The 24,515-nt window shown below is 70.2% G+C and carries 18 protein-coding genes and 1 pseudogene; 7 read left to right on the top strand and 12 right to left on the bottom strand.

Going from position 1 to position 24,515, the window contains the following annotated elements; all coding sequences use genetic code 11:
- Window positions 1–142 precede the first annotated feature (142 nt).
- Window positions 143–373, top strand: coding sequence for a hypothetical protein (locus R2B38_RS09705; protein ID WP_318015859.1), 231 nt, complete (start codon window positions 143–145; stop codon window positions 371–373).
- A 13-nt stretch (window positions 374–386) separates the two neighbouring features.
- Here R2B38_RS09705 and R2B38_RS09700 read toward each other — a convergent pair whose 3' ends face one another.
- The 9 genes from R2B38_RS09700 to R2B38_RS09660 form a co-directional block, all read right to left on the bottom strand.
- Window positions 387–866, bottom strand: a complete 480-nt coding sequence (locus tag R2B38_RS09700; protein WP_318015858.1) for a hypothetical protein — start codon at window positions 864–866, stop codon at window positions 387–389.
- Between the two features lie 159 nt (window positions 867–1,025).
- Entirely contained in the window at window positions 1,026–1,553 is a 528-nt protein-coding gene (locus R2B38_RS09695) for a carboxymuconolactone decarboxylase family protein (protein ID WP_318015857.1), read from the bottom strand.
- A gap of 108 nt (window positions 1,554–1,661) precedes the next feature.
- On the bottom strand, window positions 1,662–2,183 hold the full coding sequence (locus R2B38_RS09690) for a DUF4240 domain-containing protein (RefSeq protein WP_318021627.1): 522 nt from the start codon (window positions 2,181–2,183) through the stop codon (window positions 1,662–1,664).
- Window positions 2,184–2,301: 118 nt separating this feature from the next.
- A complete protein-coding gene (locus R2B38_RS09685; RefSeq protein ID WP_318015856.1) occupies window positions 2,302–3,294 on the bottom strand; it encodes a helix-turn-helix transcriptional regulator in 993 nt (330 codons plus the stop codon).
- Window positions 3,295–3,637: 343 nt separating this feature from the next.
- Window positions 3,638–6,349 carry a pyruvate dehydrogenase (acetyl-transferring), homodimeric type gene (aceE, locus tag R2B38_RS09680; RefSeq protein ID WP_318015855.1) on the bottom strand — a complete coding sequence of 904 codons (2,712 nt, stop codon included), beginning with the start codon at window positions 6,347–6,349 and terminating at the stop codon, window positions 3,638–3,640.
- A 445-nt stretch (window positions 6,350–6,794) separates the two neighbouring features.
- A complete protein-coding gene (locus R2B38_RS09675; protein ID WP_318015854.1) occupies window positions 6,795–7,418 on the bottom strand; it encodes a GntR family transcriptional regulator in 624 nt (207 codons plus the stop codon).
- A 685-nt stretch (window positions 7,419–8,103) separates the two neighbouring features.
- The gene (sucB, locus tag R2B38_RS09670; protein ID WP_318015853.1) at window positions 8,104–9,927 is read right to left on the bottom strand and encodes a 2-oxoglutarate dehydrogenase, E2 component, dihydrolipoamide succinyltransferase; all 1,824 of its coding nucleotides are present in this window, start codon (window positions 9,925–9,927) and stop codon (window positions 8,104–8,106) included.
- A gap of 57 nt (window positions 9,928–9,984) precedes the next feature.
- Entirely contained in the window at window positions 9,985–11,373 is a 1,389-nt protein-coding gene (gene lpdA / locus R2B38_RS09665) for a dihydrolipoyl dehydrogenase (RefSeq protein ID WP_318015852.1), read from the bottom strand.
- A gap of 303 nt (window positions 11,374–11,676) precedes the next feature.
- Entirely contained in the window at window positions 11,677–13,194 is a 1,518-nt protein-coding gene (locus R2B38_RS09660) for a leucyl aminopeptidase (protein WP_318015851.1), read from the bottom strand.
- Window positions 13,195–13,548: 354 nt separating this feature from the next.
- Between R2B38_RS09660 and R2B38_RS09655 the strand changes: the two genes are divergently transcribed.
- The 5 genes from R2B38_RS09655 to R2B38_RS09635 all read left to right on the top strand — a co-directional run bounded on the left by R2B38_RS09655 (window position 13,549) and on the right by R2B38_RS09635 (window position 20,141).
- Window positions 13,549–15,573 carry a hypothetical protein gene (locus R2B38_RS09655; protein ID WP_318015850.1) on the top strand — a complete coding sequence of 675 codons (2,025 nt, stop codon included), beginning with the start codon at window positions 13,549–13,551 and terminating at the stop codon, window positions 15,571–15,573.
- 114 nt (window positions 15,574–15,687) lie between these two features.
- The gene (pelF, locus tag R2B38_RS09650) at window positions 15,688–17,211 is read left to right on the top strand and encodes a GT4 family glycosyltransferase PelF (protein WP_318015849.1); all 1,524 of its coding nucleotides are present in this window, start codon (window positions 15,688–15,690) and stop codon (window positions 17,209–17,211) included.
- A 139-nt stretch (window positions 17,212–17,350) separates the two neighbouring features.
- Window positions 17,351–18,700: a hypothetical protein gene (locus R2B38_RS09645; protein WP_318015848.1), complete on the top strand. Its 1,350-nt coding sequence runs from the start codon at window positions 17,351–17,353 to the stop codon at window positions 18,698–18,700.
- Window positions 18,697–19,347, top strand: coding sequence for a spherulation-specific family 4 protein (locus tag R2B38_RS09640; RefSeq protein ID WP_318015847.1), 651 nt, complete (start codon window positions 18,697–18,699; stop codon window positions 19,345–19,347). Before R2B38_RS09645 ends, R2B38_RS09640 begins: the two co-directional genes overlap by 4 nt.
- A complete protein-coding gene (locus R2B38_RS09635; RefSeq protein ID WP_318015846.1) occupies window positions 19,344–20,141 on the top strand; it encodes an endo alpha-1,4 polygalactosaminidase in 798 nt (265 codons plus the stop codon). The genes R2B38_RS09640 and R2B38_RS09635 overlap by 4 nt, the downstream gene beginning before the upstream one ends.
- A gap of 94 nt (window positions 20,142–20,235) precedes the next feature.
- On the opposite strand, the gene R2B38_RS09630 is transcribed toward R2B38_RS09635, so the two are convergent.
- Entirely contained in the window at window positions 20,236–21,012 is a 777-nt protein-coding gene (locus tag R2B38_RS09630) for an adenosylcobinamide-GDP ribazoletransferase (RefSeq protein ID WP_318015845.1), read from the bottom strand.
- A gap of 60 nt (window positions 21,013–21,072) precedes the next feature.
- Between R2B38_RS09630 and R2B38_RS09625 the strand changes: the two genes are divergently transcribed.
- Entirely contained in the window at window positions 21,073–21,840 is a 768-nt protein-coding gene (locus R2B38_RS09625; RefSeq protein ID WP_318015844.1) for a hypothetical protein, read from the top strand.
- A 16-nt stretch (window positions 21,841–21,856) separates the two neighbouring features.
- Here R2B38_RS09625 and R2B38_RS09620 read toward each other — a convergent pair whose 3' ends face one another.
- Window positions 21,857–22,519 carry a hypothetical protein gene (locus R2B38_RS09620; protein ID WP_318015843.1) on the bottom strand — a complete coding sequence of 221 codons (663 nt, stop codon included), beginning with the start codon at window positions 22,517–22,519 and terminating at the stop codon, window positions 21,857–21,859.
- A gap of 229 nt (window positions 22,520–22,748) precedes the next feature.
- Window positions 22,749–24,458, bottom strand: a pseudogene (locus R2B38_RS09615) (phosphatidylglycerol lysyltransferase domain-containing protein); the annotation flags it as partial.
- Window positions 24,459–24,515 lie beyond the last annotated feature (57 nt).

Raw genomic sequence — 24,515 nt, 5'->3', positions numbered from 1 at the left:
TTGCGCCGGAACACCTCGATGATCCCGTGCAGGCCTCAGTGGGCCCCGACCGGCGCTCACAGGTTTCTCGCAGGCAACTCACCGGGTCCCCCGAGACAAGCTCCCTATCGTCATGCACACGCACTGACTGGAGGTGGGGAAAATGAACAGCAGTCACTCCAACACCACGGAGAAGTCGGCCGGTTGGGCCAAGTCCGCCCGCGGCCCCTGGGCGGTGGTCTGCGCGGTCGCGACCGTGATCCTCGGCCCGGCCGCCGTCACGGCGTCCGCGCTCGACCAGGCCAACGCGGCCCCGATGCACCACGCGGTACGGGCCGACCAGACGCAGGCCTACATCTCCACGGACTCGACCCGCCGCCGGACGGCCGCGTAGGCAGTCATGGCCGTCAGCGCGCCGCGACCAGTTCCTGTGTGCTGGTGACCGTGCCGTCCGCGTGCTGGGTGAGGCGGAGGACCAGGACGTGGCGGCGGTCGGCCGGCGCGGTCACATAGAGCGGGCGGCCCTTGTTCAGGCCGGGGGCCTTGAACTGCATGCGGGAGTCGAAGGCTCCGGCGGCGCTGTTGCAGCCCTTGGCCAGCGTGAGGCCGAAGGGGTCGTGGTCGTGCCGGGTGGCGTCGACGTCGTAGTCGACGAACTTGTCGTCGGGCTCGGCGACCGTCCCGACGTTCATCGTGACCCACGCGTGGACCTTCACGTCCGAGCAGACGGCGACCGTACTGACGGCCGTCGGGTCCGGGTCGTTGAGTTCCTTGCCCTCGGCCTGTTCTCCGACCAGGAGCATGGTGCCGACCGTCGCGCCGATCAGTACGACGATGAGGGCGGCACCGAGCAGAACCATCGAACGCGGGCGAACGACAGGGAACATGACCCCTCCGAGGGGTTGACCGAGCGGGCGTTGTCGCTCCATTTGAGGTCCGCGGCCCGGCAGTTGTTCTGGCCTCAGTGGCATCAGGACACCGCTGTGACACATGGGTCGACCCGTCGTTACGGGAAAGCGGAGGAATCAGAGGAAGCGGGACAGGTCCTAACTCCGGCCCATGCCCAGGTACTTCTCGCCCACCGGATCGATGTCCACGCCCAGCCCGTTCAGGACACCGGCCAGCATCGTGTAGTAGCCGACCGTCGTGATCAGTTCGACCACCTGACGGTCGGTCAGGTGTTTGCGGAGTGTGCCCAACGTGGCGTCCGTGAGCGTGTGTCGGGTCATCAGCTCCTCCGTCGCCGTCAGCATCGCCGACTCGGCCTCGTCGAACTCGCCCTCCTCGGGCCGGAGTTCGACGACCGCCGCCAACTGGTCGGCGGTGACGCCCGCGTGGAGCGCGATCGGGCGGTGCTGGACGAGCCCGTAGGCGCAGTCCGTGCGCGCCGCCACCGACATCACCACCAGCTCGCGCAGCCGCACCGGTATCGACGACCCGAGCACGCCCATGCCCAGGTCGATCGCCGGACCCGTCAGATCCGGGGCGTGCGAGAGCATGCGGAACGCGTTCAACGGAGTGGGAAGCGCGTCCACGGCCTCGGCGGAACGCTCCGGGTACGGTATTCGAGCCACGGTGACCTCACTGTGATTCGGGATTCGGGATGCGCGATCCGGTCGATCGCGCCCGACGACTCGCCCGACGACTCGGTCGCGGGGCGGGCACCCATCGCCGTACCCCTCTCACTCCTGCCGGAACCTCTCCCGCAGTTTCGGGAAACGTTCCGCGAGCACGGCCTCGTTCTCCAGGTTGAGCGGGGCGCCGAGCGGCTCGGCGGGCGCCGGTGGAATCCCCAGGTCGGGGGCGACGGCGCCGGTGAGCTGTTCGTACGCCTCGTCCGCCGCGTACCCCAGTTCCTCACCGTCGCCGTCGATCTCGTCGTCGAAGTCGTCGATGAGGTCGGCCAGCGAGTCGGGATCGTGCACGGCACCCTCGTACACCTCACGGCCCTGACCGATCAGCCAGCACCGGAAGAAGTCGAACGCGTCGTCGCTCGCGCCGTCCAGCAGCACCCACGCGGCGCCCCACAGATCCCAGGTGTACGCGCGGTTGAAACGGGCCTCGAAATGCCGGGCGAAGTCCAGGACCAGCTCCGGGTCCAGCAGCAGAAGCCGGTCGACGAGCAGGTCGGCCTGCTCCTCGGGGTCGCCCTCGGCGGCCTCGCGGGTGCCGTCCACCAACTCCCAGAACTCCGTCTCGTCCATCACGGGTCAAGCATCGGGCCTGGAGGGGGTGCGCGCACGTGGAGTGCAGCGGATTGTCACCTGGAGCGGGGCAGATCGTTATGGGCGGGGTGGTGAGGGTGGTGCGGTGCGGTCGTCGTCATGAGGGGCGGTCGCGGTAGAGCGTGGCCAGCCGGAGCGCGTCGTCCGTGAAGCGCGCCCGCAGGGTCTCCGGTGCCAGTACCTCCACGTCCGGGCCGAGCCCCGCGAGCTGGCTGTGGGCGACCTCCTCGGACTCCACCGGAAGGGACACCGTCAACCACCCGTCGTCGTCCGGCTCGCCCGCGACCTCCAGTGCCTCCCGCGCGGCGGCCGGATCGACGGCGTACGGCAGTCTTCGCGCGCCGTCCGCGGACAGTCGTACGACCACCTCGGCCCGCAGGATCGACCGCGCGAACTGTTCTGCCCGCTCGTCCCAGAAGGCCGGGAGGCCGAACTCCTCGTCCCGTACGAAGCGCTCGGCGCCCGGCTCCACCGCCGTGAACCGGTCGATGCGGTACACCCGGTACGTGGGGGAGGGATCATGACCGGCGACCCGCGCGCACAGGTACCAGACCCCCGCCTTGAGGACGAGTCCGTACGGCTCCAGTTCCCGTTCGACGTCGGAGTCGCCGCGCCGGTACCGCGCGAGCAGCCTGCGGTCGTCCCAGACCGCGTCCGCTACGGCGGGGAGCAGTTCGGGTGTCCTGGGCTCGGTGAACCAGCCGGGGGCGTCGAGGTGAAACCGCTGGGCCGCCGCGCGCGAGGCATCCGACAGGGAGGGCATCAGCGCGGCGGACACCTTCAGCCGCGCGGCCGACGCGGCATCCTCCAACCCCATCTCGCGCAACGCCCCCGGCACTCCGCTCAGGAACAGCGCCTCGGCCTCGCTGCGGGCCAGTCCGGTCAGCCGGGTCCGGTACCCGCCGACGAGCCGGTACCCTCCGGCCCGCCCCCGGTCCGCGTACACCGGGACGCCCGCCTCCGACAGTGCCTGCGCGTCCCGGGTGATGGTCCGCTCGGAGACTTCCAGTTCGCCGGCCAGTTCGGCGGCGGTCATGGAGGCCCGGGACTGAAGCAGCAGCACCATTTTGATGAGACGGGCAGCGCGCATGCCTTCATGATGAGGGATCTCGCCCCCGCCGCCCCTACCCGTCCCATCACTGGGGGCTGCCGCCCCCAGACCCCCGCTTCGGCCTGAACGGCCTCGTCCTCAAACGCCGGACGGGCTGAAAATGCGGGCCTGTGCTGAAGAGGTGCCGCTACTGCGGGCGTCGCCCCCGGCGGGTGGGTGGGGGTTCGGGATGGCGCAGCCTCGTCCTCAAACGCCGGACGGGCTGAAACAGCAAACGCCGGAGCGGCTGATTTTCAGCCTCTCCGGCGTTTGAGGAGCGGGGTCTGGGGCGGAGCCCCAGAAGGATGGGACGGGTAGGGGCGGCGGGGGCGAAAAACTAGCCCTACAAGCCGTACCGCTCCCGCGCCTCCTTGACCGCCGTAGCCTTCACTTCCCCACGCCGCGCCAGCTGCGCGAGGGCCGCCACGACGATCGACTCCGCGTCGACCCCGAAGTACCGCCGAGCCGCGTCACGCGTATCCGACAGACCGAAGCCGTCCGCGCCGAGCGAAGACCAGTCCTGCTCGACCCACTGCGCGATCTGGTCGGGAACCTGACGCATGTAGTCGGAGACGGCGAGCACCGGCCCCTCGGCCCCCTGCAGCGCCTGCCGCACGTACGGCACCCGCTCCTCGCCCCGCAGCAACGCCGCATCCGCGTCCAGCGCGTCCCGCCGCAGCTCGGTCCAGGACGTCGCCGACCACACGTCAGCCGCCACACCCCACTCCTCGGAGAGCATCCGCTGCGCCTTCAACGCCCAGTGGATCGCCGTACCGGAGCCGAGGAGCTGGATCCGCGCCGCGTTGGCAGCCGGCGAAAGCCCAGCAGACTCCGCCGTGTTGAAGCGGTACAGGCCCTTGACGATGCCCTCGTCGATACCGAGGCCGGCCGGCTTGGCGGGCTGGGGGATCGGCTCGTTGTAGACGGTGAGGTAGTAGAAGACGTTCGAGTCCTCACCCGGGGCGGCCTCGCCGTACATCCGGCGGAGGCCGTCCTTCACGATCGCCGCGACCTCGTACGCGAACGCCGGGTCGTACGACAGCGCCGCCGGGTTCGTCGCCGCGATCACGGGGGAGTGACCGTCCGCGTGCTGAAGGCCCTCGCCCGTGAGGGTCGTGCGGCCCGCTGTCGCTCCGACCAGGAAGCCGCGGCCGAGCTGGTCGCCGAGCTGCCACATCTGGTCGGCCGTGCGCTGCCAGCCGAACATCGAGTAGAAGATGTAGAAGGGGATCATCGCTTCGCCGTGCGTCGCGTACGACGTCGACGCGGCGATGAAGTCCGCCATCGAACCGGCCTCGGTGATCCCCTCGTTGAGGATCTGGCCGTTCTTGGCTTCCTTGTAGTACATGAGCTGGTCGCGGTCGACGGGCTCGTACGTCTGGCCCTTGGGGGAGTAGATCCCGAGGGACGGGAACAGCGACTCCATACCGAACGTGCGCGCCTCGTCGGGGACGATCGGCACCCAGCGCTTGCCGGTCTCCTTGTCGCGGACCAGGTCCTTCACCAGCCGTACGAACGCCATGGTCGTAGCGACGTTCTGGCTGCCGGACCCCTTGTCGAAGGACGCGAACGTCTTGTCGGCGGCGGAGGGCAGCGGAGCGAGCGCGTGCGTACGGCGGGCCGGGGCCGGTCCGCCGAGCGCCGCACGCCGCTCCTGGAGGTAACGGACCTCGGGGGAGTCGGCGCCGGGGTGGCCGTACGGTACGACCCCGTCGATGAAGTCGCTGTCCTTGATGGGGAGTTCGAGCAGGTCACGCATCTGCTTGAACTCGTCCGTCGACAGCTTCTTCATCTGGTGGTTGGCGTTCTTCGAGGCGAAGCCCTCGCCGAGCGTGTGGCCCTTGACCGTCTGCGCCAGGATGACCGTCGGGCCACCCTTGTGCTCAATGGCCGCCTTGTACGCGGCGTACACCTTGTTCGCCTCGTGACCACCGCGCGAGAGGTGGAAACACTCGAGGATCTTGTCGTCGCTGAGCAGCTTCGCGAGCTCGACGAGCGCCGGGTCCGTGCCGAAGAAGTCCTCGCGGATGTAGGCGGCGCCACGCGTCTGGTACGTCTGCACCTGGGCGTCCGGTACCTCGCGCAGGCGGCGTACGAGCGCGCCCGTGGTGTCGAGCTGGAACAGCTCGTCCCAGGCGTTGCCCCACAGGGACTTGATGACGTTCCAGCCGGCGCCGCGGAACTGGGCCTCCAGCTCCTGCACGATCTTGAAGTTCGCGCGGACCGGGCCGTCGAGGCGCTGGAGATTGCAGTTGATGACGAAGGTCAGGTTGTCCAGACCCTCGCGGGAGGCCAGGGCGAGTGCCGCCGTCGACTCCGGCTCGTCCATCTCGCCGTCGCCGAGGAACGCCCAGACGTGCGACTCGGAGACGTCCTTGATGCCGCGCGCGGTGAGGTAGCGGTTGAAGCGCGCCTGGTAGATCGCCGACAGCGGGCCGAGGCCCATCGACACCGTCGGGAACTCCCAGAGCCAGGGCAGGCGGCGGGGGTGCGGGTACGACGGGAGGCCGTTGCCGCCGGCCTCCTGGCGGAAGTTGTCGAGGTGCGCCTCGGTGAGGCGGCCGTCGAGGAAGGCGCGGGCGTAGATGCCGGGGGAGGCGTGGCCCTGGATGTAGAGCTGGTCGCCGGAGCCGGGCGCTTCCGCGGACTCCTTGCCCTTGAAGAAGTGGTTGAAGCCGGTCTCGTACAGCCAGGCCGCGGACGCGAAGGTCGCGATGTGGCCGCCGACGCCGTGTTTCGCGCCACGGGTCACCATGGCCGCCGCGTTCCAGCGGTTCCACGCGGTGATCCGGCGCTCCAGCGCCTCGTCGCCGGGCGCGGACGGCTCGGCGGCGGTCGGGATGGTGTTGACGTAGTCCGTCTCAAGCAGCTTGGGCAGCGCGAGGCCGTTGCCCTCCGCGCGCTCCAGTGTGCGGCGCATCAGGTACGCGGCACGGTGCGGGCCGGCAGCCTTCGTGACGGCGTCCAGGGAGGCCTGCCATTCGGCGGTCTCCTCGGGGTCGCGGTCCGGGAGCTGGTCGAGCTCGCTCGGCTGGATGGCGTAGGGGTCGGTCATAACGCCGCCTTCCTCGGTCGAAGGGGGGTTCCCTCATCGGCAAGGGGATTTCGGGGGGTGCCCTTGGTCTTTGGCAGGACAGGGCGGCGGGCCCTGTGGTGGGAGCCCGTCGGTGACTGTAACTCCCTGATCGATGATCGATCAAAGGTTCCCGGGCAAAATATCTTGATTACGAGAAAGTCGGCACGGGGTGCCTCCGGCGGCGGCACCGGGTGTCGTAGAAACCCGGGGTTTTCGCAGGTCGGGGGGCGTTTGAGCGGGGGAGCGCTCCTGTGGGTGGGGGCGGGGTGTGTGCGGGGTGCGGGTCGGTGCGCGCTTGCCGGGGTGGGGGTGGGGGGTTTGGGTTGTGTGCGGGGTGCGGGTGCGTTGTGGCTGGGCGCGCAGTTCCCCGCGCCCCTGGGGGGTTGGGCTGGGTGGGTGTGGCATTGGCGGATGTGCGGGGTGTTCAGGGGCGTGGCGCGCAGCCCAGTACGTGTGCCTTCACCAGTTCCGCGATCCGTGGGTCCCGGCGGCGGAACGCGGCCACCAGTTCCTCGTGCTCCTCCGCGTAAGACTGCTGGACCGTCCCCAGCCAGCGGATCGACAGGGCGGTGAACACCTCGATGCCGAGGCCCTCCCAGGTGTGCAGCAGCACGGAGTTGCCGGCGGCGCGGACCAGTTCGCGGTGGAAGCCGACGGTGTGGCGGACCTGGCCGGTGCCGTCCGCGTCCCGGTCGGCCTCGTAGAGCGCGGCGACGTGCGGTTCGAGTGCCGAGCAGTCCTCGGCCAGCCTCTCCGCCGCCAGCTCCGCCGCGATGGCCTCAAGGCCGGCCCGCACCGGGTAGCTCTCCTCCAGGTCGGCCGCGGTCAGGTTCCGTACGCGTACGCCCTTGTTCGGCGCCGACTCGATCAGCCGCAGCGACTCCAGCTCGCGCAGCGCCTCCCGCACCGGCGTCTGGCTGACCTCAAGCTCCGTCGCGATCCGCCGCTCCACGATCCGCTCGCCCGGCTTCCAGCGTCCGCTCACGATCCCCTCCACGATGTGCTCGCGGATCTGTTCGCGCAGCGAGTGGACGACGGGCGCGGTCATGAGAGCTCCTTAAGGGCGTTTGACGTTTAGACAATAAGGCCGCACGCCCGCTCGGGAGGGGCGCACGGGGGCGCTTTCATGCAGGTGAGACGAGACTTACACGCTGGTGGGGCGGTCGGCGCGGGTGCCCTGCGGGGCGTCGGGGGCGCGATGGACTGGGGAGTTCGGAGCGGCGCCCGGGGGCTCGGGCCGGTGATGGCGGGGTGACCGGCTGTCGACCGGCGCTCACTCCGGCGTGCGGGCCCGACGGGCACCGCGCGGCTACGGATCGTGCCCGGCACCCGGCCCCGGCGGCGCCCGCGTCTTCGTGAGACCGGACGGCGCCCGGGAGTCGGGCCGAGTCGGCCGGGGTCGGCTGTGCGCCCTGCCCGGCGGCGACACCGGCGCCGGCACACGACGGGATCGTACGCCGGGACGCTCGACCGCGTGCCCCCGGGCGCGGCCCGCTACCGCCGCGCAGGCTCCTCGACGAGCGACGAGCGACGAGCGACGAGCGACGTGGGCGTGGCCCGGGGCCGTGGTCCGGCAGGCGGCGCACCGGGAACCCACCAGAACCCACCTCACCGGGCTGTCCGGACACGACGTACGCCCCGCCGCTGCCCGCGTGGGAAACGCGCGGTGCCCCCGCCCGGAAGAATCCGGAACGGGGGCACCGTACAAACTGGCCAGACAACCGACCGACTGGCTACAGGCCGAGCTCCACCTCGAACTCGCCCGCCTCCAGGATCGCCTTGACCGCCGTCAGGTAGCGGGCGGCGTCCGCGCCGTCCACCAGGCGGTGGTCGTAGGAGAGGGTCAGGTACGTCATGTCGCGGACGCCGATGACCGTGCCGTCCTCGGTCTCGATGACCGCCGGGCGCTTGACCGTGGCACCGATGCCGAGGATCGCGACCTGGTTCGGGGGCACGATGATCGTGTCGAACAGGGCGCCGCGCGAACCGGTGTTGGAGATCGTGAAGGTCGCGCCGGACAGCTCGTCCGGGGTGATCTTGTTCGCCCTGACCTTGCCCGCGAGCTCGGCGGTGGCCTTGGCGATACCGGCGATGTTCAGGTCGCCCGCGTGCTTGATGACCGGGGTCATCAGGCCCTTCTCGGAGTCCACCGCGATACCGACGTTCTCGGTGTCGAAGTAGGTGATCGTGCCGTCCTCGACGTTGATCCGGGCGTTGATGGCCGGGTGGGCCTTCAGCGCCTGGGCCGCCGCCTTCACGAAGAACGGCATCGGGGAGAGCTTGACGCCCTCGCGCGCGGCGAAGGAGTCCTTGGCCTGGCCGCGCAGCCGCATCAGGCGCGTGACGTCGACCTCGACGACCGAGGACAGCTGCGCCTGCTCGTGCAGCGCCTTGACCATGTTGTCGCCGATGACCTTGCGGATGCGGGGCATCTTGACGGTCTGGCCGCGGAGGGGAGAGGCCTCCAGCGTCGGGGTCTTCTTCGTCGCGGCGGCCGGAGCGGCGGCGGCGGCCGGAGCCGGGGCTGCCGCGGCGGCCTTCGCTGCCTCGGCGGCGGCGATGACGTCCTGCTTGCGGATACGGCCGCCGACGCCGGTGCCCTTGACTGTGGACAGGTCCACGCCGTTCTCGGACGCGAGCTTGCGCACCAGCGGGGTGACGTACGCGCCGTCGTCCGTCGCCTGTGCGGCGGCGGGCGCCGGAGCGGCCGGGGCCACCGGAGCCGGAGCCGCGACCGGCGCGGGGGCCGGGGCGGCGGGGGCGACCGGGGCCGGAGCCGCAGCGACCGGGGCGGGCGCCGGAGCCGGGGCCGGCGGCGCGACCGGAGCGGCGGGAGCCACCGGCGCGGGGGCCGGAGCCGGAGCCGGAGCGGCAGCCGCCGGAGCGGGCGCCGGGGCGGCCGGAGCCGGGGCAGCCGCCGGAGCGGCACCCGGGGCGCCGACGACGGCGAGCTTGGCGCCGACCTCGGCGGTCTCGTCCTCGCCGACCAGGATCTCCAGCAGCACGCCGGCGACCGGGGAGGGGATCTCGGTGTCGACCTTGTCGGTCGAGACCTCCAGGAGGGGCTCGTCCTCAGCGACCTCCTCGCCGACCTCCTTCAGCCAGCGGGTGACGGTGCCCTCGGTGACCGACTCGCCCAGTGCGGGCAGTACGACGTCGGTACCGGTGGCGCCGCCGGCCGGGGCGGCAGGGGCCTCGGCGACGGGGGCCGGGGCGGCCGGAGCCGCGGGGGCCTCGGCGACCGGGGCCGGAGCGGGCTCGGGGGCCGGAGCCGCCTCGGGCTCGGCGGCCGGGGCCGGAGCCGCGGCGGGCGCGCCGGTACCGTCGTCGATCACGGCCAGCTCGGCGCCGACCTCGACGGTCTCGTCCTCGGCCACCTTGATGGAGGCCAGCACACCGGCGACCGGCGAGGGGATCTCGGTGTCGACCTTGTCGGTCGACACCTCGAGCAGCGGCTCGTCGGCCTCTACTCGCTCGCCCTCGGCCTTCAGCCAGCGGGTGACAGTGCCCTCGGTGACGCTTTCACCGAGCGCCGGAAGGGTTACGGAAACCGCCATGGTTTCGGTTGCTCCTTACGAATTGCGGAAGTCTGTGTCGTCGTCCGACCGAGGGGGTCAGTCGTGGGAGTGGAGAGGCTTGCCGGCCAGAGCCAGGTGGGCCTCGCCGAGCGCCTCGTTCTGCGTCGGGTGGGCGTGGATCAGCTGGGCGACCTCGGCGGGCAGCGCCTCCCAGTTGTAGATCAGCTGGGCTTCGCCGACCTGCTCGCCCATGCGGTCGCCGACCATGTGGACGCCGACCACGGCACCGTCCTTCACCTGGACGAGCTTGATCTCGCCCGAGGTGTTGAGGATCTTGCTCTTGCCGTTGCCCGCGAGGTTGTACTTCAGAGCGACGACCTTGTCCGCGCCGTAGATCTCCTTGGCCTTGGCCTCGGTGATACCCACGGAGGCGACCTCGGGGTGGCAGTACGTCACCCGGGGGACACCGTCGTAGTCGATCGGAACGGTCTTCAGACCGGCCAGACGCTCCGCCACCAGGATGCCCTCGGCGAAGCCGACGTGCGCGAGCTGGAGCGTCGGGACGAGGTCGCCGACGGCGGAGATGGTCGGGACGTTCGTCCGCATGTACTCGTCGACCGTGACGTAGCCGCGGTCGATGGCGACGCCCTGCTCCTCGTAGCCGAGACCGGCGGAGACGGGCCCGCGGCCGACGGCGACGAGCAGGACCTCGGCCTCGAACTCCTTGCCGTCGGCGAGGGTGACCTTGACACCGCTCTCGGTGTACTCGGCCTTCGAGAAGAAGGTGCCCAGGTTGAACTTGATGCCGCGCTTGCGGAACGCGCGCTCAAGAAGCTTGGAGGAGTTCTCGTCCTCGAGAGGAGCGAGGTGCTTCAGGCCCTCGATGATCGTCACGTCGGCGCCGAAGGACTTCCACGCGGAGGCGAACTCCACGCCGATGACACCGCCGCCCAGGATGATCGCGGACTGCGGGACGCGGTCCAGGACGAGGGCGTGGTCCGAGGAGATGATCCGGTTGCCGTCGATCTCCAGGCCCGGCAGCGACTTCGGCACGGAGCCGGTCGCCAGCAGGACGTGGCGGCCCTGGACGCGCTGGCCGTTGACGTCGACGGAGGTGGGGGAGGAGAGCTTGCCCTCACCCTCGATGTAGTGCACCTTGCGGGATGCGATCAGACCCTGGAGTCCCTTGTACAGGCCCGAGATCACGCCGTCCTTGTACTTGTGGACGGCCGGTACGTCGATGCCCTCGAAGGTGGCCTTGACGCCGAACTGCTCGCTCTCGCGGGCCTGGTCGGCGATCTCGCCCGCGTGGAGCAGGGCCTTGGTGGGGATGCAACCTCGGTGCAGGCAGGTGCCGCCGACCTTGTCCTTCTCGATCAGGGCGACGTCCAGGCCCAGCTGGGCCCCGCGCAGCGCCGCGGCGTAACCGCCACTACCACCGCCGAGGATCACTAGGTCGAAAACGGTGCTGGCGTCGTTCGCCACGTCACGTCCTCCATGCATGTGCGCCACGCCGGTCGGCGACGACCGGTCGGCGGCTGGTGTCCGGCCGCTCTTTCTTCGGCCCTGTGGTGGGGGCCCTGTCCTGCCGAGCCCATCTTCGCACTTGTCGAGGCCCAACGAGACGCCGGGCCTGGGTGTGAGACACCACACGCTCAATTGAGAGACCCTGCGGCTTTTACCATCCCGAGGTGCGACCCCCAGGGGCGCGGGGAACTGCGCGACCGACCACAGGCCGTCCCGCAGCCGCCCACGCACCCAAGGCACCGAGCTACTGGGCGCAGAACGTCAGCCCAGATCCCCCGCAGCAGTCAACTCCGCAAGCCGCACCAGCGTCCGCACCGCAGACCCGGTCCCACCCTTGGGCGTGTAACCGAACGGCCCGCCCTCGTTGAACGCCGGTCCCGCGATGTCGACGTGCGCCCAGGTGATCCCCTCACCCACGAACTCCCGCAGGAACAGCCCCGCGACCAGCCCGCCACCCATCCGCTCACCCATGTTCGCGATGTCGGCGGTGGGAGAGTCCATCCCCTTGCGCAGGTGCTCGGGCAACGGCATCGGCCACGACGGCTCACCGACCTCGTCCGCCGCCTCGACGATCGCGGAGCGGAACGCGTCGTCGTTCGCCATGACACCGAACGTCCGGCTCCCGAGAGCGAGAACCATCGCCCCGGTCAGCGTCGCCACGTCCACGATCGCGTCCGGCTTCTCCGCCGACGCGGCCCACAGCGCGTCCGCGAGAACGAGCCGGCCCTCCGCGTCCGTGTTGAGCACCTCGACGGTCTTGCCGCTGTACATCCGCAGCACGTCACCGGGACGCGTCGCGGAGCCGGACGGCATGTTCTCGGCGAGCGCCAGCCAGCCGGTGACGTTGACCGCGAGACCAAGACGCGCGGCGGCGACGACGGCCGCGAACACGGCGGCCGCACCGCTCATGTCGCACTTCATCGTCTCGTTGTGCCCGGCCGGCTTGAGCGAGATGCCGCCCGAGTCGTACGTGATGCCCTTGCCGACGAACGCGAGGTGCTTGGTGGCGTCCGCGTGCGTGTACGACAGCTTCACCAGCCGCGGACCGGCCGCGGAACCGGCGCCGACGCCGAGGATGCCGCCGTAGCCGCCCTTCTCCAGGGCCTTCTCGTCGAGCACCTGCACCTTGATGCCGTGCTCCTTCGCCGCGGTCTGCGCGACGGCGGCGAAGGCCTCGGGGTCGAGGTCGTTCGGCGGGGTGTTGATCAGGTCGCGGGCGCGGTTGAGCTCCTCGGTGACGGCGAGAGCGCGCTCTACGGCCGCCTTGTACTCCTTGTCGCGCGGCTTGCCGCCGAGCAGGGCGACCTCGCCGAGCGGGGCCTTGCCCTTGGCGTCCTTGGCGCCGCCCTTGTACGCGTCGAAGGAGTACGCGCCGAGCAGCGCGCCCTCGGCGATCGCGCCGGCGTCGGCGGCGTCGGCGAGGGGGAGCGCGAAGGCGGCCTTCTTGGCGCCGGTGAGCGCGCGGGCGGCGACGCCGGCGGCCCGGCGCAGCGCCTCGGCGCCGTACTCCTCGCCCTCCTCGGGCTCCGCGCCGAGTCCCACCGCGAGCACGAGCGGGGCCTTGAAGCCGGCCGGTGCGGGCAGCTTCGTGATCTCGCCCTCGGCACCGGAGGCGCCCAGGGTCTCCAGGACGCCGGCGAGCCTGCCGTCGTACGCCTTGTCCACGGCGTCGGCGCCCGGTGCGACGACCGGGCCCTTGCCGCCCTTGCCGACACCGATCACGATCGCGTCGGCCCGCAGGCCGGGCGCCGCGGCGGTGCTGAGAGTGAGAGCAGTCACAGTGGTGAATTCTCGCTTCCGGTGTGAAGTTCCTGTGGTCGATCGGGGTGGGTCGACCGGGCCCGACAGCCGACCCTATTTCCGACCTGCGGCGGTGGTGGGCATAGGGGGCTGGTGGAGCGCCCACGACGAGCGTACGCGCGTGTGTCTCGTGGCTCATTCGCGCGGGGGGTTCACCTGTTCCCGCGAGGGGTTCACCTACCGGAAGCGGAGTGGCCACTTCTCGATCCTCACCCTGGATGTCCTGCGCCACACTCGTGGGGTTCATGTGGGCGACATGCTCATCGATTTGCATGATTTCCACGGATCCTCCGCGAGACGACCACAGGGAGGATCGCTTGGGGGAGGGACGACATGGCGCACAGAACGCGCGGATGGAGAACCGGGGCCGCTTTACTGGCGGCCGCGGGGCTGCTGGTGCTGGGCCTTGAGGCACCCGGAGCGTCGGCCGCCGACGAGCCGCGCATCGACCTCAAGGTACTCGTCGTGGACAACGGCGACAGTCCCGTCGAGGCCATCGCCGCCCAGCTGAAGAGCGAGGGCATTCCGTACACGACTGTGAACCTGAACGACTCGGGCCGCCCCACGATCGACGCGGCCTTCCTGAGCGACACGGTCGACGGCACGCCCCGCGCGAAGTACCAGGGCGTCGTCCTGCCCAACGAGGCGCCGTTCGGGACGAGTTCGGCGGAACAGACCGCGCTGGAGGCCTACGAGACGACGTACGGCATCCCGCAGGTCGACGCCTACACGTGGGCGCACCCGGAGGTCGGCCTGGACTACGCCGCCTACTCCGGGGCACTCGACGGGCATGAGGCAGATGTCACGGCCGACGGCAAGGCGGGCTCTTTCGGCTATCTTGACGGGCCGCTCACGTTCGAGGACAACTCCGCGTCCGTGCAGGAGAGTTACGGCTTCGTGGCCACGCCTCGAACCGGTTTCACGAGCTATGTCGACACCGCCGTACCGGGCGGCACCGGGCGCGGCAGCCTGGTCGGCGAGTACGCCCACGACGGGCGCCGCGAACTGGTGCTGACCTTCGCGTACAACCAATACCAGCAGCAGTTCCGGGTGTTGGCGCGCGGCATCGTCGAATGGCTGACTCAGGGCGTGCACCTCGGTCAGGCGCGCAACTATTTCTCCGTGCATGTCGACGACGTCTTCGCACCCGACGACCGCTGGGACACCGAGCTCAACTGCACGCCAGGCGACTACGACTGCGCGTCCGGCGAGGGCTCGGACAGTATGCCGATCCGGATGACCGCCGCCGACGCGGCGTACGCGGCCCAGTGGGAGCAGGACCACGGCTTCACCTTCGACCTGGCCTTCAACGCGGGCCTGGGCGAGGACTGGAAGAGCGAGAACGGCGGCACGGACGCCCTGACCGACCAACTCCTCGCCGACAAGGCCGACTTCCGCTGGATCAACCACACGTACACGCACGAATTCCTCGGCTGCGTCCAGGACTTGACCACGGTGCCGTGGACCTGCGCGAAGAACGCCGACGGCACGACCCAGTACATGAGCCAGGCCGACATCTCCGCGGAGATCGCCAACAATGACGACTGGGCGCTGGCGAACGGCCTTCCGGTCGAGCGCGACGAGCTGGTCACCGGTGAGCACTCGGGCCTCAAGACGCTGCCGCAGCAGCCCGACGACAACCCGAACCTGGCCGGCGCCCTCGCGGCCAACGGCATCACGTGGACGGCCTCCGACCACTCCCGCGAGAGCGGCCAGCGGGCCGTCGGCGACGCGCTCACCGTGCCCCGCTACCCGATGAACGTGTACTACAACGCGGGCACCAAGGCCGAGATGGCCGACGAGTACAACTGGATCTACACCTCCACGGCCGACGGCGGAAGCGGCGTCTGCGAGAACAACCCCGACTCCACCTGCCTGGCGGCCCCGTTGGACACCGCCACCGGCTACGACGACTACATCGTCCCGCAGGAGGCGGCCACCGACCTCGGCCACGCCATCAGCAACGACCCGCTCCCGCACTACGCGCACCAGTCCAACCTGGCCGAGGACCGCGTCCTCTACCCGGTCCTGGACCAGGTCCTCGCCGGATACCAGGCGCTGTTCGCCGACAACACCCCGCTGGAGAACCTGCGGGAGAGCGCGATCGGCACCGAACTGCAGAACCGCACCGCCTGGCAGACCGCCGTCACGAACGGCGACGTCGAGGCCTACCGGATCGGCACCACCGTCACCGTCAACGCCCCCACAGGGATCCAGATCCCGTTGACCGCACCGGAAGGGACCACCAAGCAACTGCCTCTCGGCACCACCGCGTTCGGGACGCCGTACGCGGGAGAGCGCTCGGCCTGGACCACGCCGGAACTTACGCAGACCGCTCTCACTCTCAACCTGCCATAGGACACGCCCTAAAGGGGCGCGATGAACTGCGCGACCAGCCACGACGAGCCCGCGGTCGGGGGCCGGTCAGCAGTTCCCCCACACCATCCGCCAATTGGGGGGAGTGGCACAGCCATGCGTACAGGCCGTCATGTCACCATGCTCACCGAAGGCACCTATCCGCACGTCCACGGCGGGGTCAGCACCTGGTGCGACCAGCTCGTCAAGGGCATGCCCGAGGTCGACTTCCACATCCTGTCCCTCACCGGCAGCGGTCGCGAACCCGTGACCTGGGAGCTGCCGTCCAACGTCTACCGGCACACGTCCGTACCCACCTGGGGCCCGCGCCCCGGCCGCCACCGGCACGGCCTGTACGGCGCCGCCCGCCGCCGCTTCGTCGACTCCTACGAACGGTTCCTGCTCTCCTTCCTCGACCCCGAGGCGCACTGCGACTTCGGCGAGAGCCTCTACGAGCTGGCCCAACTCGCCCGCCAAGGACGCCTGTCGGCGGCCCTGCGCACCGAGACGGCGCTGCGCTCGCTGATGTGGATATGGACGATGCCGCACCTGGCAACGGCCGCCGCCCGCCCCACAGTTCACGACGCGCTCACCGCAACCGACCTGCTGGAACACGCACTTCGCCCGCTCGGCGTCCGAATACCGGAGGACTGCGTCGCGCACGCCGTCAGCAGCGGCCTCGCGACCCTGCCCGCGCTCGCCGCGAAGAAGCTCGACGGAGTGCCCTTCCTCCTCACCGAGCACGGCATCTACCTGCGCGAGCGCTACCTCGGCTACCGCCGCGACGGCCAGCGCTGGCCTGTGAAGGCGTTCATGCTCGGCTTCTACCGCGAGCTGAACTCCCACGGGTACAAGGCCGCCGACCTGATCACCCCGTGCAACCAGTACAACCGCCGCTGGGAGGAGCGCGGCGGCGCCGACGCCGACAAGATCCGCACGGTCTACAACGGCGTCGACCCGGCCGCCTTCCCGCACGCGGGCCCCGAACCGGAGATCCCCACCCTCTCCTGGTGCGGCCGCGTGGACCCCATCAAGGATCTTGAAACACTTCTACGCGCGTATGCGGCGGTCCGTGCCGAACTCCCGGAAACCAGGCTGCGGTTGTTCGGCCCGGTCCCGCCCGGCGGCGAGGCCTACCGCACCAGACTCGAGAAGCTCGCGGCCGAGTTGGGCGTCACCGACGGCGTCACCTTCGAGGGCCGCATCAGCGAGGTCTGGCGCGCGTACGCGGCCGGTCACGTGGTCATGCTGTCCTCGATCTCCGAAGGCTTCCCCTTCTCCATCATCGAGGCCATGTCCTGCGGCCGTACGACCGTCTCGACCGACGTCGGCGGAGTGAGCGAGGCGGTAGGCGACACCGGCCTCGTCGTCCCGCCGCGCGAGCCGGAGAAGATGGCCGCCGCCGCTCTCACCCTCCTCCGTGACGACGAACGCCGCCTGAAATTGGGGGAGTTGTCCCGCCAGAGGGTTATCGAGCGCTTTACGTTGCGTCGCTCGGTGGATAATTTCCGGACTATTTACCAGGAGCTCGCGGGCCGCCCCGAGGTGTACGAGCCCACGGTCGAGACCGTCGCCGACTGGACCGCCGAACTGCGCGATCCGTGGTACAAGGCAGTCGCCACGGACGGGACGGACTGGTGACAGGTTCCATCTGGCTGCCGCCGGGGCGAGTTCGGACACCGTCCCCGGCATCCCCAGGCAACGCCCCTCACCGAGCTGGGCCGAGCCGGACCCGATCGACGAACTCGCCGACCGCCTCGACGAGTTCGTCGCCGCGGCCGTGCACCCCGACGAGATAGCGGCCCTCCTGGAGTCCGACGGCATGTCGGACGACCAGATACGCGAGCGCTACGGCGTCAAGAACTCCTTCGCCCTGGCGGAGGAGCTGTACGAACGCGTAACCCGCCGCTTCCCGGAACCGGACGGCCCCGTCCACGACCCCTGGCAAGTAGGCCTGCTCGGCTGCCTGTTGAGAGGCGTGGTCTTCGCCCTCCCCGGCTTCGGCTACGTCCTCGGGGAACCCCTGCTGGTCGGTGACCCCGAGTCCTTCAGCCTCCCCGCAGGCACCCTCCCCCTCCTGGCAAGCGCCCTGGTCGGCTGGACCTGGAACCAGGGCCTGGCCCACCGCGCGTACTCCTGGCTCGGCCTGGGCGACAAACCGGCGGCCCGCCACAGCCTCCTCACCGGCGCCCCTTTGGGCGCACTCCTGGGCGCCTCGGTAGCCCTCGCGGTAGCGGGCACGGCCCACCCGGCGGCCGTAGCGTTCGCGGCAGGCCAATCCTGCTACCTGGGCGCAGCCACGGTCCTACTGGTCATGGGCCGCGAACGAGCCCTGCTGGCAACGCTGTTGCCGATGACGGCGGTCGCGGTCGTGGCCATGCTTCAGCCGATTCCGGACGCGCTGAGACTGACCTTGCTGCTGGGCTCCCTGCTGGCGGTGACGACACTCGCTCTACTTGAAGTAAGGCCTGACGGCCTCGCCCTTAAGGGGCGCGGGGCTGTATTTGATGTGCGGCTACCGCCGCGTGGGCGCGACCAGCCCCCACGCACCCGCAGACAAAAAACAACAATGTCCCCCCGACTGACAGCCTCCCTCCCCTACGCCCTGTTCGGCCTAGGCAGCGGCGCCCTCGTCCTCCACGCCGCCCTGAGCGGCAGCGCGGTCGCCGCGGTAGCCCTGACCCTGAGCATGGGCCCAGCCGAATGGCTCCTCTACCGCTTCCGCAGCGGCAGTCTCACCGGCCTGCGCAACAGCCGCACCCCAAAAGCCTTCTGGCGCACCACAGGCACAACTCTCACCCTCTGCCTGACCACCTACCTGGCCGCCCTCTCCGCCCTGACCTTCCTCGCAACCACCCTCTGGCCCCACACCCCAGCCCTCGACGGAGTAAGCCTCGCCGCCCTGCTCGTCCTCGGCACGGTCCTGTGGACGGGCCTGCTCCTGCAGTCCTTCGGCGCGGTCATGGGCGCGGCGGCGATCTGCTGCACAGCGGCAGCGGCCCAAACGCTGGCTCTCCTCACCCACGCAGCCGGCCCGCACTGGATCGCCCTGTACGTGAACGGCACCGCGGCCCTGGTCCAAGCGGCCCTGATCTGCGGCCTGTTGGGCAGGGTGACGGCCCACAGATGAGCCAACTGCTGGTTCCGTACTACGAACACCCGACCGTCCGCCCCGCGGAATGGGCCGCGATCGTGGCGGCGGCCCCCCGCCTCTACGCCGTGGTCCTCAACCCGGCCAGCGGCCCCGGCGAAGCCCCGGACCCGGCCTTCGCCGAGGTGGCGTCCCAACTCCGCGCTGCGGAGGTGAGGTTGCTCGGCTACACGGACACGGACTACGGCCGCCGCCCGTACGCGGACGTGGTGAAGGACCTGACCCACTACCGGGACTGGTACGGCACGGACGGCGCATTCCTGGACCAAGTGGCGGCGGACCAGAAGGAGTTCAGGCACTACCAACGCATCGCCACGGCGGCCTGGGGCACAGGCTGCGCCACGCTCGTCCTGAACCACGGCACGACCCCGCACCCGTCGTACGCCCGGATAGCCGACGTCCTCGTGACCTTCGAGGGCCCTTGGACGACGTACCGCCGTCTACCGCCCCAGTCCTGGCGCGGCACCACAGGAATCCGCTTCGGCCACCTCGTCCACGGCGTCCCGTCCGACGTCGCCTTCGAAGCGGAGGCCCGAGCCCGAGGGGCCTCGGTGCACTGCGCGGTACCGGGCGTAGGAGATCATCCGTGGGGTACTTTGCCCCACACCCTGGAGCCCCTTCAGTGAGACGCCCCACCCTGCTGCCAGCCCTGCTCCTCCTGCTCCTCGCGGGCTGCACGTCGACCTCCGACGACAAGCCGACCCCCACCCCGGACTCGGGAACGCGCTGGCAACCCCGCCCGGGCGTGGCCTGGCAGTGGCAACTGAGCGGCCGCCTGGACACCTCCGTCGACGTCCCCGTCTACGACATCGACGGCTTCGACCACTCCAAGGCGACGGTGACCGCGCTGCACGCCAAGGGCCGCAAGGTCATCTGCTACATCTCGACCGGCGCCTGGGAGGACTTCCGCCCCGACGCGAAGAAGTTCCCCAAGTCGGTCCTGGGCAAGGGCAACGGCTGGAAGGGCGAACGCTGGCTGGACATCCGCCGCACGGACGTCCTGGAGCCGTTGATGGCGGCCCGCCTCGACATGTGCAAGGAGAAGGGCTTCGACGCGGTGGAGCCGGACAACATGGACGGCTACCGGAACGACACCGGCTTCCCCCTCAAAGCGGCCGACCAACTCCGCTACAACCGCCTCATCGCCAAGCTGGCCCACGCCCGGGGCATGTCCGTCGGCCTGAAGAACGACCTGGACCAGATCCCCGCCCTGGTGAGCGACTTCGACTTCGCGGTCAACGAACAGTGCGCCCAGTACGACGAGTGCGACACCCTGACCCCGTTCATCAAGGCGAACAAGGCCGTCTTCCACGTCGAATACGAACTCCCGACAGCCCGCTTCTGCCCCAACTCCCGCCACTTGAAGCTCAGTTCACTACTGAAGAAGCCCGAGCTGGGAGCATGGCGCCGCTCCTGCTGAAACAAGCCCAAGGGCAACCCACCTAGGGGCGCGGGGCTGTATTTGATGTGCGGCTACCGCCGCGTGGGCGCGACCAGCCCCCACGCACCCGCACTCACCCACCCACCGAAAGCACCACGACCGCAGCCGTAGCCGCACTCTCCGCAAGCCCCCCGAACACGTCCCCCGTAACCCCACCAAACCGCCGCCTACAGTGCCGCAGAAGCAGCTCACCGACGATCAGGGCGACAACAAACGCGGGGCCGACCCCATAGATCCCCAGAGCCGCCCCGAACGCCCAACCCACGACCACGACCCCCACCCCCAGGCCCAGCGCCCAGCGAACCGGCACCACGCCGGCGACCGCCGCCCCCAACCCCTCAGGCCGAGCCGCAGGCACCCCCGCCCGCGCGGCCAACGTCAGCGCCAACCGAGCCGCGACCCCCGAGACAACGGCCCCGACCGCACCCCGCGCCCACGAGTCGCCGTAGAGCTGAGAGAGCGCAGCCACCTGCCCCAGCACCACAAAGACAAGAGCGAGCACCCCGAACGGCCCGATGTCCGACTGCTTCATGATCCGCAGCGCATCCTCGGCGGGTTTCCCGCTACCAAGCCCATCGGCGGTATCCGCAAGCCCGTCCAGATGCAGCCCCCGAGTAAGAACCGCAGGCACGGCCACGCTCCCGACGGCGGCAAGCAGCGGACTCGCCCCGAGAAACAGAAGCAGCAGCCCAAGGCCGGCCGCACACCCACCGACGACCACCCCCACGACCGGCGCCGCCAGCATCCCGGCACGCGCGGCCTCCCGATCCCAGCGGGTCACCCTGACCGGAAGAACAGTCAGCGTGCCGAACGCGAAGCGGAGGCCGTCAAGGGGCGAGGTCTTGGACACCGGCGCAGATTACCCGCCGATCGGGAGGGCACCCGAGCGGGCCGTAGCTAAAGTGCGCATATGGGACATTGGCTGCACCGCAACATCGTCGAGCCGGGCAAACTCCCGCTCCTCCTCGCGCTGACCGCCTTCGTCCTGACCTTCCTCATCACCCGGGTCATCACCCGCCTGATCCGCGCCGGCAAGGGCCCCTTCGGCAACATCAAGGCCGGCGACGTACACATCCACCACGTGGTCCCCGGCGTGGTCCTCAGCGTCCTGGGCGGCTTCGGCGCGGTGGCCAGCACCCGCTACGGCGTCGGATCGGCGCTGTTCGCGATCGTCTTCGGGATGGGCGCGGGCCTGGTCCTGGACGAGTTCGCGCTGATCCTCTACCTGGACGACGTGTACTGGACCGAGGCGGGCCGCAAGAGCGTCGAGGCGGTGGTGCTCACGGCGGCCCTGGTCGGCTTCGTGCTCGCCGGCTTCTCACCCTTCGGCGTCAACGACCTCACCGCCTCCGAACTCCACGACCGCGCCGGAGTGATCGTCAGCGTCGCCGTGAACTTCCTGTTCTCCCTCATCGCGCTGAGCAAGGGCAAGGCCCGCACCGCGGTCTTCGGCATCCTCGTCCCGCTGGTCGCCCTCGTCGGCGCGATCCGCCTGGCCCGCCCGGGTTCCCCCTGGGCCAAGCGCTTCTACCGCAACCGCCGCCACCGCGCCCGAGCCCGTTCCACCCTCCGCGCCTACCACCACGACCGCCGCTGGGCGGGCCCGCGCCGCAAGGTCCAGGACTGGATCGGGGGCAAGCCGGATCCGGAGCCGGTACGGATTCCCGGGCACCGCTGAGCGAGCCCCGCTCCACCTACCGAACCGTCCACCTGCGATGCCGTAGAGCCGAAGCCAGACACAGCACCCCCACCGCGATGATCGCCGCGAGGTGCTCCTTGCCCGCGAGGTTCCCCTTCAGCAGCACCTCGATGGCCATCGCCCCGGTCACCGCCAGCGCGGTCGCGTACGCGCCGTAGCGCCACGCGACGAACACCGCGAGGCCGACCACCGCCGCGGACGGACCCGTGTCCACGACCAGGCGGTCCGAGCTGGGCAGCCCGAACGGGTTGTCGAAGCCGAGCCAGATGCCGAGGCGGGCGTAGAGCGTGCCGGCGAGGGTCGCGGCGTAGGCGATGACGAGCGTGCGCCAGCGGCCGAGGGAGATCTCCGCGATGCCGAACACGAAGAGGATCTGGGCGAGGGCGCCCCATACGGGGAGGTCCAGTGCCGGGACGAAGAGGGAGAGCGGGGTGCGGAGCAGAGCCAGCCACAGCGGGTCCACGGCCCGTACCGCGCCCGTGTCCTGCACGAACCGGTAGCCCCAGGACTGGTTCTGCACGAACTGGAGCACCGCGGTCAGCAGCACCGCCCCGACCGTCATCGGGATCGCCCGCCAGCGCCGCTTCAGCAGCGGCTCGCGCACGGTGACGTAGAGCAGTCCCCATTCGGCGCGGGCCCAGCGGGCGAGGCGGTTCATCTGTGCGTCTCCAGGTGCTTGCGGTGCAGCCACTTCGGCAGTCCCGGCGCCGCGGGGCCTGTCGTCGGATTCCCGCCTGCCCGGAGGGGTCTGGCACGCACGCTCGCCGCGTTGCCGAACCGCCCACGTGGCTCCGCCACGAGGGCGCTCCGGCGCCTTGCGATCGCACGCACCAGACGCCTCCGGGCCCGCCCTCCGGGCGGACGACGGGAATCCGACGACAGGCCCCCAGAAACCCTTCCGCGCGCGCCGCCGCGAGGCCGATGCGCAGCAGGTCCGCGCTCTTCTCGAAGAGCAGGAACCGGGGTTCCCAGATGGGCCGGTACTTGGCGTTGGCGCGGTACAGCGACTCGATCTGCCACCAGCGCGAGAAGAAGCTGAGGAGCGACCTCCACAGCCGCAGCACCGGCCCGGCACCGATCCGCGCCCCACGTTCGAAGACCGAGCGGAACATGGCGAAGTTGAGCGACACCTGGGTGATCCCGATCTCCTGGGCGCGGCGCAGGAGTTCGATCACCATGAACTCCATCAGCCCGTTGTCTGAGTCGCGGTCGCGTCGCATCAGGTCCAGCGACAGTCCGTGCGGACCCCATGGCACGAAGGACAGCACCGCCCTCAACTCACCGTCCCCGTCGGTGCATTCGAGCATCACGCACCGCCCGTCGTCGGGGTCCCCGAGCCGTCCCAGCGCCATGCTGAACCCGCGTTCGGTGGCCCCGTCGCGCCAGTCGTCCGCGCGCTTCAGCAGATACGCCATCTCCTCGGCCGGAATGTCCTCGTGGCGGCGGATGCGAACGGTGTATCCGGCCCGCTTCACGCGGTTGTAGGCCTGCCGTACGGTCCGCATGGCGCGTCCTTCGAGGGTGAACTCGGCTACCTCGACGAGGGCTTCGTCCCCGAGTTCGAGGGCGTCGAGCCCGTGCCGCGCGTAGACCGTGCCCGCCTCCTCGCTCGCGCCCATGACGGCCGGAATCCATCCGTGAACGCGGGCTTCCGCCAGCCAGGGCTCGATCGCGCCGGGCCACGCCTCCGGGTCCCCGATCGGGTCGCCGGAGGCCAGCGACACCCCGCCCACGACCCGGTACGCGACGGCCGCCTTGCCGGTCGGCGACCACACCACGCTCTTCTCCCGGCGCAGCGCGAAGTACCCGAGCGAGTCCCGTTCGCCCTGCCGTTCAAGGAGCGCCCGCAGCTTCTTCTCGTCGTCCTCGGTGAGCGGGTCGACGGCGCGCCGGGAGCGGAACGCGGCGTAGAACACGGCGAGGACCAGGACCGTGCTGAGCACGTTGATGACGACGTTGACCCAGTTCGGGGTCCAGATGCCGGGGAAGCGATTCTCCGGGGCGGCGATGGACACCAGCCGGAAGGCGCCGTAGCGCCAGCGCTCCACGAACGTCGAACGGGACGCGTCGTGCGCCTGGTTGGTGACCGTCACCAGCAGCGCGGCGAGCAGTGAGGCGGCCAGGGTGCCGCCGACGGCGACGACGGCGGCGAGCCGGGGGTTGGACCGGTCGCCCTTCGCGTAGAACTCCCGCCGCCCCACGATGAGTGCGCCGACGAAGGCCGCGGTCAGTACCAGGGAGATCCAGTTCTGCGGGTACTGGCGGATCTCCTGGAACGACATGGCGAACCCGAACAGCGCCAGGAACAGCCCGCTGACCACCAGGTTCAGGATCCACGCGGCGCGTTTGCGGCGCCGCATGGTGATGGCGAGGAACGCCGTGAACACCCCGGACGCGAAGCCCGCCGTCAGCAGGTACGGGGTGAAGAAGTTCTCCTGGTTGTGCCGTCGTACGTCCTGCCCCAGCGAAACCCACGCCGCGCTGAGGAAGTTGATGAACGCGACGGCCCGCAGATACCAGACGGCGAAGGCCGCGGCCCGCCGCGAGGCGCCTGAGCTATGACGTTCCTGAACGGGCCCGACCCGGACATCTCCCATGAAGGAGGATCATATGGGCGTTGTCGCGACGAACGGTTCTTATCCGCCGCCGCAACG

The sequence above is a fragment of the Streptomyces sp. N50 genome, assembly GCF_033335955.1.
Lineage (GTDB): Bacteria > Actinomycetota > Actinomycetes > Streptomycetales > Streptomycetaceae > Streptomyces.
The sequence above is the reverse complement of the archived record's forward strand: the minus strand, read 5'-3'. Positions and strand labels throughout refer to the sequence as shown.

Coding starts and splice junctions, on each gene's coding strand:
- aceE (WP_318015855.1), bottom strand. CDS start 6,349: ATGACCGACCCCTACGCCATCCAGCCGAGCGAGCTCGACCAGCTCCCG.
- R2B38_RS09690 (WP_318021627.1), bottom strand. CDS start 2,183: ATGGACGAGACGGAGTTCTGGGAGTTGGTGGACGGCACCCGCGAGGCC.
- pelF (WP_318015849.1), top strand. CDS start 15,688: ATGCGTACAGGCCGTCATGTCACCATGCTCACCGAAGGCACCTATCCG.
- sucB (WP_318015853.1), bottom strand. CDS start 9,927: ATGGCGGTTTCCGTAACCCTTCCGGCGCTCGGTGAAAGCGTCACCGAG.
- R2B38_RS09620 (WP_318015843.1), bottom strand. CDS start 22,519: ATGAACCGCCTCGCCCGCTGGGCCCGCGCCGAATGGGGACTGCTCTAC.
- R2B38_RS09640 (WP_318015847.1), top strand. CDS start 18,697: ATGAGCCAACTGCTGGTTCCGTACTACGAACACCCGACCGTCCGCCCC.
- R2B38_RS09675 (WP_318015854.1), bottom strand. CDS start 7,418: ATGACCGCGCCCGTCGTCCACTCGCTGCGCGAACAGATCCGCGAGCAC.
- R2B38_RS09625 (WP_318015844.1), top strand. CDS start 21,073: ATGGGACATTGGCTGCACCGCAACATCGTCGAGCCGGGCAAACTCCCG.
- R2B38_RS09655 (WP_318015850.1), top strand. CDS start 13,549: ATGGCGCACAGAACGCGCGGATGGAGAACCGGGGCCGCTTTACTGGCG.
- R2B38_RS09685 (WP_318015856.1), bottom strand. CDS start 3,294: ATGCGCGCTGCCCGTCTCATCAAAATGGTGCTGCTGCTTCAGTCCCGG.
- R2B38_RS09700 (WP_318015858.1), bottom strand. CDS start 866: ATGTTCCCTGTCGTTCGCCCGCGTTCGATGGTTCTGCTCGGTGCCGCC.
- R2B38_RS09705 (WP_318015859.1), top strand. CDS start 143: ATGAACAGCAGTCACTCCAACACCACGGAGAAGTCGGCCGGTTGGGCC.